This is a genomic window from Nocardia glycosmidis, from assembly GCF_052545115.1.
Window position 1 is genome coordinate 405,760 of the sequence record NZ_JBQWRH010000002.1, and the last position, 15,058, is coordinate 420,817.

At 70.6% G+C, this 15,058-nt stretch carries 8 protein-coding genes; 5 read left to right on the top strand and 3 right to left on the bottom strand.

Annotated features, from left to right (window positions below):
* Positions 1–247: 247 nt before the first annotated feature.
* The 3 genes from ACT86A_RS04330 to ACT86A_RS04340 are packed head-to-tail and all read right to left on the bottom strand — an operon-like array spanning position 248 to position 6,145.
* Positions 248–1,789, bottom strand: coding sequence for a dynamin family protein (locus tag ACT86A_RS04330; RefSeq protein WP_445090656.1), 1,542 nt, complete (start codon positions 1,787–1,789; stop codon positions 248–250).
* Positions 1,786–3,648: a dynamin family protein gene (locus tag ACT86A_RS04335; RefSeq protein ID WP_445090691.1), complete on the bottom strand. Its 1,863-nt coding sequence runs from the start codon at positions 3,646–3,648 to the stop codon at positions 1,786–1,788. The genes ACT86A_RS04330 and ACT86A_RS04335 overlap by 4 nt, the downstream gene beginning before the upstream one ends.
* A 37-nt stretch (positions 3,649–3,685) precedes the next feature.
* On the bottom strand, positions 3,686–6,145 hold the full coding sequence (locus tag ACT86A_RS04340) for an IniB N-terminal domain-containing protein (RefSeq protein WP_445090657.1): 2,460 nt from the start codon (positions 6,143–6,145) through the stop codon (positions 3,686–3,688).
* Between the two features lie 327 nt (positions 6,146–6,472).
* Here ACT86A_RS04340 and ACT86A_RS04345 point away from each other — a divergent pair, with 327 nt between their 5' ends.
* The 5 genes from ACT86A_RS04345 to ACT86A_RS04365 all read left to right on the top strand — a co-directional run bounded on the left by ACT86A_RS04345 (position 6,473) and on the right by ACT86A_RS04365 (position 15,027).
* Complete coding sequence (locus ACT86A_RS04345) at positions 6,473–8,278, top strand: Hsp70 family protein (RefSeq protein WP_445090658.1); 1,806 nt, start codon at positions 6,473–6,475, stop codon at positions 8,276–8,278.
* Positions 8,271–10,880, top strand: a complete 2,610-nt coding sequence (locus ACT86A_RS04350) for a LuxR C-terminal-related transcriptional regulator (RefSeq protein WP_445090659.1) — start codon at positions 8,271–8,273, stop codon at positions 10,878–10,880. Before ACT86A_RS04345 ends, ACT86A_RS04350 begins: the two co-directional genes overlap by 8 nt.
* A gap of 47 nt (positions 10,881–10,927) precedes the next feature.
* Positions 10,928–12,016 (top strand): hypothetical protein, encoded by a 1,089-nt coding sequence (locus ACT86A_RS04355; RefSeq protein ID WP_445090660.1) that lies wholly within the window; start codon positions 10,928–10,930, stop codon positions 12,014–12,016.
* A gap of 163 nt (positions 12,017–12,179) precedes the next feature.
* Positions 12,180–13,532 carry a S1 family peptidase gene (locus ACT86A_RS04360; RefSeq protein WP_445090661.1) on the top strand — a complete coding sequence of 451 codons (1,353 nt, stop codon included), beginning with the start codon at positions 12,180–12,182 and terminating at the stop codon, positions 13,530–13,532.
* A 169-nt stretch (positions 13,533–13,701) separates the two neighbouring features.
* Entirely contained in the window at positions 13,702–15,027 is a 1,326-nt protein-coding gene (locus tag ACT86A_RS04365) for a S1 family peptidase (RefSeq protein WP_445090662.1), read from the top strand.
* The last annotated feature ends 31 nt before the right edge of the window (positions 15,028–15,058 follow it).

Sequence of the window (15,058 nt, forward strand, 5' to 3'; positions counted from 1 at the left end):
AAGGATGCGCTCCGACGGTGTCCTGAAACGAACGTTTCTCCGACACTCCAGCGTCGTGACGGGCCTGGGAGTCCGGGAACATTGCCCCACTTGCTGGCCCACAGCCTCGGCTTGCTGGGATCGTTACACCTCAACGCCTGTGACCAGTCGGCGAGGTGCCTGCCGCTCTGACTGCGGCGAATGGCTCACACGTCGCTCAAGGTCGGCACTGTTCGAGCCGGTTCGGATTTCACACCCGCTGAGCGAGTTATTCCGGGAGCATGCTCAATGTGCCCTCCGCGCTGCGGGCGGCGGTGCGGCAGGCGGTGGCGGTGAATTGGTCGGCGAGGGGGTGGTGGGCGCGGGCGCGCCATTTTCGGACGGCGGCGACGGCGGATGCGCGTTGCGTCGCGGGTGGCGCGTCGATCGGGAGGCCCAGGCGCAGGTGGGGGGCGATGCCGGAGCCGCCGATCAGGCGGTGCAGTTCGGCGAGATCGTCCGCGGGCAGCGTTAATTCGTCGGTGCGCAAGCGGCCGAGCAGGCGCAGCTCGGCGAAACCGTGCACGTCGGCGAGCAGGGTGCGCACCCGAGGCAGCAGGCGGTCGGCGGGGGTTCCGGGGTAGGCGGTGAGCACCCTGGCCAGAGTGGTGAGCGCGGAATGCGCCTTGAGCTGGTCGGCGCGCTGGCCGAACTGCACGTCGAGCACCGAGCGCAGTTCATCGAGTCCGCTGCGGCTGGTCAATTCGGCGGCGAGGGTAGCCGAATCGCGCACGCCGAGCCGAATCAACGTCACCGCCATGCGAATACCGAACAGGCCGAATCGCTCGGCGAGCTGCGCGCGCAGCTGCGGCGGCACCGGAAGCGGAATATCGGCGCGGGCGAAGCGATCTGCCGAGAGCAGTGCGGTGCTCAACTCGTCGACCGGAATTCCCGCCAATGTCTCGAACGCCGCGTACTCCTGCTGGCGCAGCGTCGCCGCGGCGAACGCGAGCAGCCCGGCGACCGGAATGACCGCCTGACACAAGCCGGTTCGCTCGAGTTCCCCGGCGAAACGCGTCGCGACTTCGCGTGCGGAGTGCAGCGCATCGATGCGTCCCGCGCCGATCTCGTCTGCTCGCGAAACCACACCGACGATCCCGAGCGGGCCCGGGCCCCCGTTGGCGACCGCGGTGGCGGCGCCCACGCGCTCCAGGAAGTGCACGTCCGCCGCGTCCAGTCGGCGCAGCAGATACACGACCGCGTCGGCGCCGGGCATGGCGATGTCCTGCTCCGCCCGATCATCCTCTCCCGGGGTCAACAGGCGCGCGGTGCGCTGCGACACCTCGCGCGACAGCGACGATGTACCCGGCGTGTCGATGATGGTGGTGTGCGCCAGCGCGGCCGCGGGCCACTCGACCTCCAGGTGATCGACCTCGCGCGGCGCCGGGGCGTTCCAGTTCAGCCGATCCAGGTCGAAGGTCAGCCCGTGGGTTCCGCTGCCGCGCCGGACCACGACGTGCGCGCAGGCGCCATCGGCGGCGTGCGCGGTCACCCCGGGTGTCGAACCGTACCGGTACCAGGTGACCACCCGGGTGCACTCGGTCGCGTCGGTGGGTGCGATGTCCTGCCCGACAAGGGAATTCAGCAGCGTCGACTTGCCCGCTTTGATCGAACCGGCCAGCGCCACACGCAACGGCTGGTCCAGGCGGCGGGCGCTGTCGGCCAGCAGCGCCCGCGGTCGCGGTGCACTCGCCAGCGCCGCCCGCGCCGCGCCGACCAGCTGATGCGCCTCGGCGACGAGGCCGGGCACGGCGCCACCTTCACGTTTCACGGGGCTACCGTACCGGCGGGTCCTCTCGGTAGTGCGGCCTGCATGGCGTCGGCGTATCGGCGCAGCTCCGCGACCACGCGCAGCTGCTGTTCGAGCTGTGCGCCACGCTCGGCGCGGTGGGTGGTGGCCATGGTCGCCGCCTCCTGCGCGGCGCGCAGCGACTCATCGATCGAGCGGAGGCTGCGCTCGGCGACGCCCGCATAGTGATCGCGGAGCGCACGGTGGATGCGATGCAGGCGATCCTTCGACTCCTTGCCCGCCTGGAACGCCACGTCGTCGACGAATCGGCGCACCGCCGCCTTCGCCTCGTTGCGCCGCTTGGCCAGCCTGGCCTGCTTGTCATCTCGGAAAGCCTTGCCACCCAACAGGACTCCCGCGCCGATCGAGATCGGGTTGAGCAGCGCGAGCCCGGCGAAGGTGGTGGCGAGCCCCACCATCAGCACCCCACCGTAGGAGCCGCGCATGCCGACGAGCAGCTTGCTGGCGAAACCGATATCGGGTTCCAGGTCGGCCAGCGTGCCGGAGATGGCGCCGCCGGTGTCGGCGCGCAGGCCGGGCCGTACGTCCGGCAACCCGACCGCGCCCACCTCGGAAAAATGATCGGCGACCCGTTCGGCGAGCTGAATCGCGCGCGCGTGGGTCCACAGCAGATTGTCGCCGAGCGCGGTGTCAACGGTGCCGGTGAGATGTTCGGCGATACGATCCCAATGCCTGCCGGGATCGTGCTCGTCGATCCATTCCTCGGTGGTCCGGGCGATGGTGCGCAAACGGTCGCGCAGATCGTGGTCGACATCCCCGGCGAGGTCGGTGATGCCGTCGGCGAGGGTCTGCTGCCACGCCGCGGTTCTGCGGTGCAGTTGCTCGGCGGCCGCGCGCGCGGATTGCAGTTCCCGCACTGCCGCCGCCCCCTGGTCCGGATCGCGGACGGCGACCAGCTCGCTGCCCAGCGCGAGCGCGAGATGTTCTGCCGCGGAGCGGATATCGCGGGCCACGGCGGCACGAGTGGCCAGTTGGTCCCGGGCCACGACCTGGTCGCGCAGGAATTGGTAGAGCACGCCGAACCCGGATTCGATGCCGAGCTGACTGTCCTGCAAGCGCATCGCGTGGCGGCGCAGCAGCGACGACACCGGGATCACCGGCACGTCGAGCCCGGCGCGCTCGAGATGGCTCAGATCGGCTTCGTGCACCTGGCGCCAGTGCGGGTACAGGTCGGTCTTGGTCAGCAGCAACGCGACCGTCGGGCACAGTTCGCGCAGCTGCCGCAGGAAGGCCAGTTCCGGCTCGGTAAGCTCGGTCGACGCGTCCGACAGCACCAGCACCGCGTCCGCGGCGGGCACCAGCCCGAGCACACCCGCGGCGTGGGCGTTGCCGTGCCCGCCCACGCCGGGGGTGTCGATCAGGACGATGCCGTCGGCGAGCAGGGCATTGGGAATCCGCGCTTCGAGCCGCACGATCCGCCGTCCCTGTGTGCGGGGGGATCCCGGATCGACCGCACCGATCTCCGCGATCGGTACGTCGACTCCGGTCTCCGCGCCACTGGAGTCGCCGTGCGCCGCGAGTACCAGCTCGGCTCGCGGCTCGGTGCCGTGCGACAGCAGCAGCGGCACCGTGGTGGTGGTGTCGTCACCGACCGGGCAGATGTCCAGGTTCAGCAGCGCGTTGACGAAACTGCTCTTGCCCTGGCCCAGCTGCCCGGCGATGACGATGCGCCGGCGCGGGTCACGAACCCGGTCGGCCGCCACCTCGAGGCGGCCGACCAGGTCATGGCGACCCGCGGCGCGCGCCGCCGCGATCGTTTCACCGAGTACCGAGAGCAGCGGTATCGCCGGTGGTGTGGCGTTCGGCGCGGGCGTCCCCATCGCGGTATGGACCTCTTTTCGTAGCACCGGTCAACTGTCAGTGCAGGAATGTGTCGCCGGTCAGGTCGTGACCCGCCGAACCGGCGAGATCCGCGCCCGAATGCGTGTCACCGAACAGGCCCGCGTCGGTATGCGCGCCCGAAGTGCTGTCCAGACCGGAGCCGAAGGCGTTCGACACATCCAGCGAAGACCAAGTGTGCGCGGTCGATCCGATGCTGCCGCCGAGACCCGCCCCGGTGTCCACCGCACCGTGCGTGGCGCCGCCCACCGAGCCGCCGAGTCCGGCGCCCGCGTCCGCCGCGCCACCGACGGTCGAGTTGAGCCCACTGCTGAGTCCGGAGGTGCTGTCCAGGCCCGCGGACAGCCCGGAAGTCGCGTGCGTACTCGCGTCGACGCCGCCGCCGATTCCGCTGCCCAGGCTCGAGCCCCACTGCGCACCGGCGTTCGACGCGCCCTCGAGCCCGCCGGACAGTCCGGCACTCGCAGTGCCCGGGACGCCGAGGCCGGTGGACAAGCCGGTCTCCAGACCCGTGCCCGCATGCGCAGCTGTCCCGATCGCGCTGTCGACTCCGGCGGTCAAGCCGGAACCGAGTCCGGCACCTGCCTGGGCGCCCGCATCGAGTCCCGCCGCCAAACCCGAACCGACACCGGCACCCACCTGCGCACCCGTGTCAACGGCTCCGCTGAGCCCGGACTCGAGACCGGAACCGGCCTGTACCGCGCCGTACACGCCGGTGGACAAGCCTGTGCCCAATCCGGTTGTCGCCGCTGCACCGGCACCGAGTGCCGCACCGAGCCCGGTTTCCAGTCCTGCCCCGAGCTGCCCTCCGCTGTGCAGCGAGCCGTCCAGGCTGCCGCCCAGTTCCGCGCCGGCGCTCACGGCCGCGCCGAGACCCGTCGCGATCCCGGTCTCCACACCGGCCGTCGCCTGCGAACCGAGGTTCCCCGCACCCCCGATCGCGGAGGAGACACTGCCACCGAGCGAATTGCCGGCGCCCTGTGCCGCGGTAGTGATTCCGCCGGCAAGCCCGGACGTCGCCTGACCTCCGGCGTCGAGCGCGCCGCCGATCCCGGTCGACAAGCCGGTCTCCAGCCCGCTGCCGATCTGCGCGCCGGTATCCGCGGCACCGTGCCATCCGGTCGAGGCTGCTGCACCCAGCCCCGCGCCCAATCCCGTCGTCACATCCGCCGCAGCGTCCAGGGCCCCGCCCAGACCCGTGGTCGCGGCCGCAGCGCCGTCCAGACCCGCACTCAGGCCCGTCGTCGCATCAATCGCGGCGTCAAGCGCACCACCCAGGCCGGCTCCCGCTTCGGCACCGAGACCTACGGTGGCGTCCGTTGCCGTAGCGACCGCACCCTGAAGATCCGCGCCCAACTCCGTGGAAACACCGGTCGTCGCGTCGATCGCAGCACCCAGACCTGCACCCGAGCCGACACCGACCTGCACCCCGGCACCAAGACCCGCGGTCAGATCAGTGACCGCGTCAGCCGCGCCTCCCAGCCCCGCACCCACACCGGCTCCTGCCTGCGCACCGAGGCCACCGGTGACGTCCGTGGCGGCACCAACAGCACCCTCGAGGCCGGCGCCCAAGCCGGTGGCCACACCCACCGCACCGCCCACGGCACCTTCGAGATCCGCGCCCACACCGGTCGTCAACCCGGTGGCCGCGCCGATCGCGCCGCCCAGGCCGGTACCGAGACCAGCGGTCAAATCGGTGGCCGTGTCAACCGCGCCTTGCAGCCCTGCACCCAGCCCGGTGGCCAAGCCCGTTGTCCCGTTCACCGCACCTTCCAGACCCGCACCAACACCGGTCGCCAAACCCGCCGCCGCGCCTACCGCACCTTCCAAACCCGCACCCGCCCCTACGGCGGCACCTATGCCGGTGGACAGGCCGGTCTCCAGGCCCGCGCCGATGTTCCCCGCGCCCGCCGAGCCGGTGGACAGGTCCGCATCGGCGCCCGCGCCGATACCGCTGATCACCTGAGCACCCGCTCCGAGCAGGCCGCCCACGGCGGCGGACAGGTCAGCCCCTGCGTTCACTACTGTGTCGAGCCCGGCGGCCAGACCCGCGCCCAGGCCGGCGCCGATCTCCAGACCGGTGCCGATCGCGGTGTTCAGACCGGCGCCGAGGTCGACGCCCGTGCCCACACCGAGTCCGACGTCGGCACCAACGCCCGTACCGAGGTCGACGCCCAGGTCCGCGCCCAGGTCCGCGCCGGCGTTCGCCACCGCGGCCGCGCCGACGGTGCCCGCTGCCCCCACTGCGGCCGCCGCACCGGTCTGCGCGCCCGCTGCCACGATGGCCTGCAACTGGGAACCACCGGTGACCAGCGCCGACTCGGCAACCATCGGAGCGCATAAGGTGATGTCCTCGGGCGTTACCGCGCTCAGCCCAGCGGCGGCCAACGCCTGAGTGGGGTTCGCGCAATAAGCGACCGCGGCTTCGTCGTTCCGCAGCAGATCGAGGATGAACTCCAGAATCGCATTCGGTGTCATGAGAATCGTCTCCTGAGCTCCGGCGGACCTCGATGATCCGCAGTCGTTGGAATGCAGATCACGCTAGGAGCGCATCCCGTTACGCCGAAACGGGGCGAAGCCCTATGACCGGCCAGGGGTACTCAGTAGGGGCGACGGCGAAATTAGGGGAATTGCCCCAATACTTCCCCTAACGAAGTAACGGCTGATGACCAGCAACCGAAAGACCGGTTGCGTCGGCGTGGCTTCAGTGGCTGCAGTGGTTTCAGTGGCTTTGACGGTCTGCGCCACCAGCTCGGAACTACACAGCAGCGACACCGGACCAGACAGCTTTCGAAGGGTTCTCGAATGACACAGCGCCTGGCGCTCGGCATCACTGTCGGGGCGTCGAATTCGGTCGCCGTGGCGGCAACGGAAGATGGCGCCGACGGCATCGGCCCGTCCGGCGGCGGTTACTTGCGCACGCATCCGAGCGTGTTGCGGCTGTCGCCGGAGGCGGCGCCCACGTTGGGCGCGGACTCGCGCGCCACCGGCCACCATTCCAGTGATGTCCTGTTGGAGGGCTTCCTCGCCCGGGTCGGTGACCCGGTGGACATCCTCGCCGAGGACGGCTCCGCATACCCGGCGCCCGACCTGGTTGCCACCGCGATCGGGTGCTTGATCGACGAGATCGCCGCCGGCACCGGACAATCCAGCACCGAGGCCATCGTCGCCTGCCATCCGGCATGGTGGTCGCGGCACACGGTCGAGATCCAGCGCGGCGCGCTCGAGCGGGCTGGGCTCGGCGAGGTGACCCTGGTCCCCGAGCCGACCGCAGCGATCCGCTGGCTGGACGCTGCCCACGGCAGGACCGGCGACGGCGCGATCGTCGTCTACGACCTCGGCGCGACCGGGCTGACGGTCTCGGTGGTGCGCACCGGCGAGCACGCGAGCCTGCTCGGCACGCCATTGCGCAACACCGATGTGGCCGGTGCGGAATTCGATCTGCTGACCATGCGCTATGTCCTGGCAAATGTCGCGCTCGCCGCGGATTTCGATCCATTCGATCCGACGGTGGAACGCGAATTATCGGCTTTGCGCGAGCGCTGCAGAAAAGCGAAAGAAGACCTTTCCATAAATACCGCGACGGTCGTCGCGGTCGGGCTGGATCCCACCGACCCGCAGGGCAGCACCGTACGACTGGTGCGCGGTGAACTGGAAGACCTGCTGCGCGGACCGTTGTCGAGTTCGATCGATCTGATTCGCGACGCGGTACACCGCGCCGGAATCGATATCGGTGCGGTCGGCCGTGTCCTGCTCACCGGCGGTGGCGCTGCGATCCCCCTGGTCGCGGAATTGATCTCGTCCGAGTTCGGACTGCCTGTGGTCGCCGCCCCTGATCCGCAGTACACGACGGCGCGCGGAGCCGCCTTGCTGGCCGCCGATCTGCTCGCCGCCGAGACGGATCAGCTTCCGCTGGTCGCCCCGGCCGCCGAGGACACGACCGCGCCCCAGCCCAGTGCACTCGCCGAACCCCGGATCATGCCGCTGCCCGCGCAGCGCCCTACCCGCAGTGGGTCGCCGGCCAGCAGGCGGCGAGTCGCTGTGGTCGCCGGTGCGGCCGTGGTCATCGGCCTGCTGGCCACCGGCACGCTCGCGCTCGGCACCGGGATTCAGTCCGGCCCGAGCCATCCCACCTCGACCGAGCAGTCCACAACGGGCGAGCAGACAGCGGCGACGCCAGGAACGCCACCGGGCGATCGGTCCGCCCCCGCCACGGGTGTCGCCGCCACCGACGCCCCGACTATTACCGGGCGACCGACGGCCCGCGCCTCGCAGGCAGGTGCACCGTCGTCCGCCGCCGAGGGCACCACGGTGGCCGTCGCGAACAGCGAACAAACTCCCGGCCAGCCCGCTCCCGCGGAATCCGCTGGGCCCCAACCCGCCCCGCAGCCGCAGCCACAACCTCAGTCACAACCGCAACCACAGCCGTCTCCCGCTCCGGCTCAGCCGCCGAGCAACCCGCTACCCATACCGCAGCAGCCACGACCGACGCCGCCGAGCGCGCCGAGCCTGCCGACCGGCGTGCTGAACGACACCATCGACGGGGTCGGCGACACAGTCGGCACGGTGCTGCGCAAGCCCGGCGAGATCCTAGGAGGTTCCGGTGGCTGAGATCGCCTTCGACACCCTCCCCTGCGCCCGCGACATCTTCCGCGACCTGGAATCAGTCGACGAGCAGCCCGTTGTCTACCTGATCCGCGGCCGTTCGCAAACCGGCAAGTCGACACTCCTCGCCGAGATTCGGGCCCGCCTGCGTATGCGAGGCGTCCCGCTGCAGGACGACACAGCTACTCTGCGGCACGCACACGCCGCCAACGGCTCACCCTTGGCGTCGAACGCGGGAGCCGCGGGCGCGGGAGCAGTGACGACCGACCTCCCCCGACCCGCCCTGATCATCGACAACGCCCACACACTCGGCCGCATCGAGCTCGAATACCTGCGGGCCGCCGTCGAGTCCGGTCATCGAACCGTGGTCGTCGCCACCCAGCCCCGCCCGCACGACCCGCGGCTGCGGATGCTCGCGGACGCGGTCGGACAGCGCGGTCGCGTAGTCGATCTGCGCCCGCTCGGGGTCGCGGATATGGCGCCGTTCGCCAGGGAACTGGGCATGATGGTGCCGCGCCAGGTCGCCCAGCACATCCACGTGCAGACCGCGGGTATCCGCGGCGGTGTCGTCGCCGCGCTCACCGCGGCCTGCTCGGCGCGCCTGGACGCGGGCCTCGCCGCCGTCGACACCGCCGTCGCCGCGTGGACGCGCGGTCTGCTGGACAACCTCGCGCCCGATCTGCTGGAAACGCTCGTGGTCGCCACCACCGGAACCGGACTCGACTCCACTGAACTCACCGAGGTGCTCGGCGTCGAGCAGGCCGTCGCGCAGGAACTCATCGACCGAGCCCGGGCCAGTGCGCTGGTGACCGACGCCGACCTGCTACTCGAGCCCGCCGTCGGGCCACTGCGCACGCTGCTCGGCGACCGCCGGTTCGTCGCGGTCGAACGTCGGCTGCTCGGCGCCCGACTGGAGGCGGGTCTGCTGCGCGACCGTACAGCCGTGCAACTGGCCGAATCCGGTGTCCGCGATCCGCGCCTGGCCGAATTCCTCGTCGCCGCCGCCGAGCTGGGCGGTCCCGATGCTGTCCGCTGCTACGCCGCAGCGGCTTCCGCCGGCGCGGAACTCGATCTGATCGCGCTGCGCTGGGCCGAGGCCGCCGCGCGGGCCGGCGATGGCGAGACGGCCATGCGGCTGGCCGAGCCGATGCTGGCGCGGTCGGACAGCGCGGTCGCCGATCTCGCGACCGCCGTGCGGATCTGCGCGGGCGTACTGACCCGTCGGGGCCTGGTCGGTCGGGCGGCGCAGTTGTACACCTGGCTCGGCCCGGACCGCGTCGGCCCGGACTGGGCGGTCGGCGCGACAGTGCTGTGCCTGGCCGGCGACGCGGCGGGCGCCAAGGAGATGTCCGCGTCGGCGACACAGTGGCCGCCCACCGCGGCCAGCGCGCACGCGCGGCTGATCGCGACCGCTCTCGCGCACACCATCGAACCGGGCAACGGCACCATCGAACCGGGCAACGGCACCGCCGCAGCGGTTTCGGCATTGGTGCAGGCGGCACCCGCGGACGCGGGGATGGACCGCTTCCTGCCGTGCACGGCGTCCTCGATCGCCACCCTGCTCTCGCTCGGCACCGGTGAGCCGCGCCGTGCGGGCGACGCGTTGCGGCGGGCCACCGCGAGCGGACTGCGGTGTCGTCAACTCGACGTGCTCGCGGCGTGGACCGCGATGCTCGACGGCGACGAGCGCGCCGCCGCCGCGACGGTGGCCGAACTGGACCACGCCGAGCTGGACGTCCGCGACCGCCTGCTCGCCCACGGGGTCACGGTCGGCCTGGCCCGGCGCAGTGGCGATCACACGGCGCTCGCCCGCGCCTGGCAAGCGGCGTATCCGCTGTTCGACGACGTGCAGGCCGATGTGCTGTCGCTGTTGCCGATCGGCGAGCTGTGGCTCGCCGGCATCCGAATGCGCGACGAGCGCCGGATCGCGCCACTGGTGGACGCCGCACTCGCGCTGCTTCGTCGCTTGGACGAGCCACCCGCCTGGTCCAACGCCTTCCACTGGTACGGCGTGCAGGCCGCCATAGCGCACGAAAGCCCCGACGAACTGCTGCCGCACGCACGCGCGCTGAAGGCGGCGGCCGAGGCCGGTGACCGGCACGCGGCGGTGCTCGCCGACGCGGGCCGCACCTGGGTGCTCGTACTGCGCGGTCAGGTCGCCACCGCGCCGGTGCACGCGGCCGTCGCCGCGCTGACCGAGATCGGCATGACCTGGGACGGCGCCCGGCTGGCCAGCGAGGCCGCGCTGGCGGCACCCGACTCGGCGACCGCCACCGCGCTGCTCAAGCTGGCCCGCACGGTCCGCGCCGAGGCGCGTCCGCAGGAAACGCCGACGCGGCCGTCCGTCCCGGCGGCCACTGCCCACGGCGACGCGGCCGCGACGCCGCCGGTGAAGCCGCAGGCCGCGATCCTCAGCGAGCGCGAACGTGAAGTCGCCGAACTGGTCTTGCTCGGCCTCACCTATCGGGAAATCGGCGCGCGGCTGTACATTTCCGCCAAGACGGTCGAGCACCACGTCGCCCGCATTCGACGCCGGGTCGGTGCCCGCTCCCGTTCGGAGTTATTGTCGATGCTCCGCGCCATGGGACACGGCTCACTTCTGGTGTAACCGGGTGCGGTTCCGTCAGCGGGAACGCCGAAGCGAGGTAGAAGAGGATGGCCACTGGGGTCGGCCTGCGCGTCGCCGAAGACGAGTGCACGGCGGTTATCGTCACCGACGGCGACGAGGAACCGCGGTACATCGTCCGAGAGTCGGTCCTGCACATGTCCGATGACGGCGATTCCGTCCTGGGCGGTCCCGCGCCCGCCGGGCATTTCCACTCGATCACCGGATTCGTGCCCGCCATCGGTGACCCCGAGGGCATTTCGGTCGACCAGGGGGAGGCCTACCGCGCCGAGGATCTGGTCGCGACCGCCCTGTTCTGCCTGATCAACCTGGCCGCCGAACATCTCAGCGGCGCGGCCGAGTTCTATGCGACGCATCCGGCGCATTGGCCCACCGAACATGTGCGTTCCCTGCGCGAGGCGTTGGACTATCTCGGGCTCCGGTCGGTGTCGCTGGTCAGTGAGGGCGAGTTGCCCAGCGCCGAAACGGGCACGCACGCACGCTCGTTCGCCCACGACGCGGCACGTGGGGCACTGGCGGCCGTGCTCGCCACGCCGGCCGGGGCCACCCCGCCGGACCCGTCGACCGCGGAGAACTCGACGGTGGACACCATCGTCATCCCCGCGGTGCCCGACGCGCCACCACAGGCGTATTCGGCCGCGATCCCGATCGCCGAACCTGTCGCGGCCACCGCGCCGGCCGCGCGCGACGAAGCCCCGCAGCCACCCGCGCCCGCGAAGGCCCCGAAGCGAACAGCTCTGCTGGTCGCCGGGGCCGCATTGGCCGGGCTGGCATTCGGCGCAATCGTGGTAGCCGTGCTGTTCCGCGACACCGACGAGACGCCGGTGCCGCCCCTGCCCGACGCCAAATCCGATCAGACGTCGGTGATCTCCCCGCCGCCGCGCGTATCGGTCGTGACATCCGCGGTGCCCACCACAGAGCAGCCCGAGCCACCTGTGGTGACCACCGAGACGACAACGCCCGAGCCGACAACCTCGACCACCACCGAGCCATCCACCACAACTGCGCCCAGCGCCACCGCTACGTCCCCGGCACGGACCACCACGACTACGCGAAATCCGTACCAGCTGCCGCAGATCCCCACCATCCCCGGGATGGGCGTACCGGGTAGCCGGTGATTGGCCGCGCCCTTCCGAGGTTTGTGACCTAGAGTATTGCGCTGACCCTGTTGTCGGTTGGATTTCACCGCAGTGGTCAGTTGCTGGACGAGGACTGTGTGCCAATGGATTACCTCTGTGGCCACGGATTTAGCTGGCACATGTGTGCCGATGAAGGGGTTTCATGCGCAAGTTGGTGGCGCGTCGCGCCGCGGTCAAAGCTGTCGCCATCGCTTCGACCGTTTTCCTCACTCCCTTGTTCGGCACGACGACCGCGGCGGCGGCGCCGGAGGCCCCCGCACAGCTCAGCGTGGATAATTTGCCACCGGAACTCGTGCAGGCCATCTCGCGCGATCTGAAGATGACCCCGACCGAATACCTGGACCGCGCCGCGCGCGCCCAGCAGCTGCGTGACTACGCGAGCGAATTCCGCTCGGAGCGACCGGATTCCTACGCGGGCGCCTGGATCGGAGCCGATGGCAAGCCCGTCGTCGCGGTCACCTCGCTGGACGCCGCCAAGATCGCCGCTGCCGACGGCTACCAGACCAGTCTGGCTCCGGTCTCGGCGGACAACCTGGAGACCTCGCTGGTACAGCTCAACCAGTGGATAGCCGGTCTGCCGCGGGAGATTTCACAGTCGATCAACTCGGTGGCGATCGACGTCCTGAACGGCCAGCTGGTGCTCAACGTCGCCAACACCCCCGCGGGCCAGCTGCTCAATCTGCCGACCGTGCTGGCGAACATCAAGGTCATCCTGGCGCCGAACAGCGCAGGCCCGGTCGAGCGCAGGCCGATGGGTGGCGATACCTATATCAGCACTCCCAGCTCGCTGGACGACGTGAGCGCGGTCGATGTCTGCTCGTTCGGGTTCAACAGCATCGACGCCGCCGGCAACGCGCTGAACATCAGTGCGGGCCATTGCGATCCGAACCTGGGCAAGGGCAACCAGGAGGCCACCGTCTTCTACCCCAACGTTCGCGACATTTCGGCCAGCCCCGAACTGGGCACCTTCGTGCGGGCCTCGCTGGGCGGCCGGACCGCGCTGGACTATTCGGTGATCAAGCTGAACGAGCGCGCGGTGCGGGCGGGCATGGATCAGCCATCGGTGCGGGGCGCCAACGGCACGACGATCTGGATCACCGGCACGGCCGAGCCGATCACCGGTGCACCGGTCTGCAAGTCGGGTCAGACGTCCACGTTCACCTGTGGCTACGTCCTGGCCGATCGGGTGGAGACCCAGCTCTACACCGCGGAAGGCGAGAGCAAGACCGTGCGCGGATTCGCCAGTTCGGCCTGCACGCTCGGCGGTGACAGCGGCGGGGCGATCGTGTCCGGCACGCTGGCGCTCGGTATCACCAGCGGCTCCAACGCCGCGGACGCCCCGAACTGCCACGAGGCCAACGTCGGCTTGGCGCAGAACGGCGGCACCGTCTCGCTGGGCATCCCGATCCGGGCGATCCTGGCCGACATCAATACCTCCTCCGGCGGCGGAATCGGCAGCGGCATTACGGTGCGCACCCGGCCGAACGCCAGCTGAGTCGGCTGAGTCGGCTGAGTCGGCTGAACACAGCCTGAGCGCGGCCGAACGCCGGCTGAGCGCGGCCGCCGCGGATGTGTCGATCGACATATCGTCGATCGAGCGGCTATCAGGGCCAGGAACGCGGGATGAGTAGGCATACCGAGCGGAACCCCCATATAGTCTGCACATGCTCCTGCCACGTATAGGACCGCTCCGATCAGCTGCGCGACAGACCAGAATCCGAAAGACAGTGATCGCCGCCTCGGCGGCGATCCTGCTGTCCGGCCCCACGGCGGCGGTAGCGACGGCTCAACCCGACCAGGCCCCCGGCCTGCCCGCCGAATTGGTAGCCGCGGTGGCCCGTGATCTGAAGATCTCGCCCGAGGAGTATCTGCACCGCGCGGAAGTAGCGCAGCAGGTGGCCGCGTTCGCTACTACCGCCCAGCGGCAGTACCCGTCCGTGTTCGCCGGCTCATGGCTGGACGAGGCGGGCAAGGCGGTTGTGGCCCTGGCGCAGGGTCCCGGCACCGACGAGGCCAAGAAGGCGGCGGTAGCGGCCGGCTTCGAGGTCCGCAACGTCGCCAAGAGCGAGTCCGCCCTGCGCGGCGAGAAGAGCGCCTTCGAGCGCTGGCTGGAGGGCCAGCCGGAGGCGGTGCGGTCGCTGGTGCGCGGCGCCGTGGTCGACACCGTGAACAACAGCATCGCGGTGCGTGTCGACCAGGCGGGCCTGCCGATGCCGAACTTCATCGACCCGGCGCGCGTCATCGTGATGGCTCCGCCGGTGGCCGGCGAACAGGCCACCCTCCAGGCCGGTGAGATCGCCGGAGACGCGCGGGGCCCGCTCGCGGGCGGCGATGGCTTCGCCTCGATCGCCGGACGCAGCTCGCTGCGCTGCTCGCTCGGCTTCAACGGCATCGACCGCAACGGCAACACGGTGAACATCACCGCCGGTCATTGCAACCCTGACCTCGGCTCGGCCGGCACCGGCAACGCCGCGGGCGTCTACGAGCTGAACGGCGACCGGGCCGGCGCTCAGCTGGGCGTGTTCCAGAAGTCGGTGCTCGGCCAGCAGGACTACTCGATCATCCGGATCAACGACCAGGCCAAGGACCGTTTCGCCAATAACGGCGTCCGGGCGCCTGGCGCGGCGCCGATCCCGGTCGAGGGTGTGGCGACCCCGGTCGTCGGTGCTCCGGTGTGCAAGTCCGGTGCGCGTACCGGCTTCAGTTGCGGCGTGGTCAACGCGGTCGACCAGACCGTGCAGGTCGGCGAGCGGGAACTCACCCAGAGCTTCTCGGTCAACATCTGCGCGCTGCCCGGCGACAGCGGCGGCCCGATCGTGACCGGCAGGCTGGCGCTGGGCATCTCCAGCGCGTCGTCGGTGGCGGACTACCCGATATGCGAGATCCCGAACCTGATCGGCGCTCTCACCGGTAACGCACCGCAGCTGTTCGCGCAGCCGGTGCACGTCGTGCTCTCCGACAACCCTGGGCTGCGCGTGCGCACCAACTGACCGCAGGACGCGAAAAGGCCGGCAGCCATTG

Excerpts from the sequence above, each read along its gene's own strand:
- ACT86A_RS04335 (WP_445090691.1), bottom strand. The coding sequence starts at position 3,648 with ATGGGGACGCCCGCGCCGAACGCCACACCACCGGCGATACCGCTGCTC.
- ACT86A_RS04340 (WP_445090657.1), bottom strand. The coding sequence starts at position 6,145 with ATGACACCGAATGCGATTCTGGAGTTCATCCTCGATCTGCTGCGGAAC.
- ACT86A_RS04345 (WP_445090658.1), top strand. The coding sequence starts at position 6,473 with ATGACACAGCGCCTGGCGCTCGGCATCACTGTCGGGGCGTCGAATTCG.
- ACT86A_RS04355 (WP_445090660.1), top strand. The coding sequence starts at position 10,928 with ATGGCCACTGGGGTCGGCCTGCGCGTCGCCGAAGACGAGTGCACGGCG.
- ACT86A_RS04360 (WP_445090661.1), top strand. The coding sequence starts at position 12,180 with ATGCGCAAGTTGGTGGCGCGTCGCGCCGCGGTCAAAGCTGTCGCCATC.
- ACT86A_RS04365 (WP_445090662.1), top strand. The coding sequence starts at position 13,702 with ATGCTCCTGCCACGTATAGGACCGCTCCGATCAGCTGCGCGACAGACC.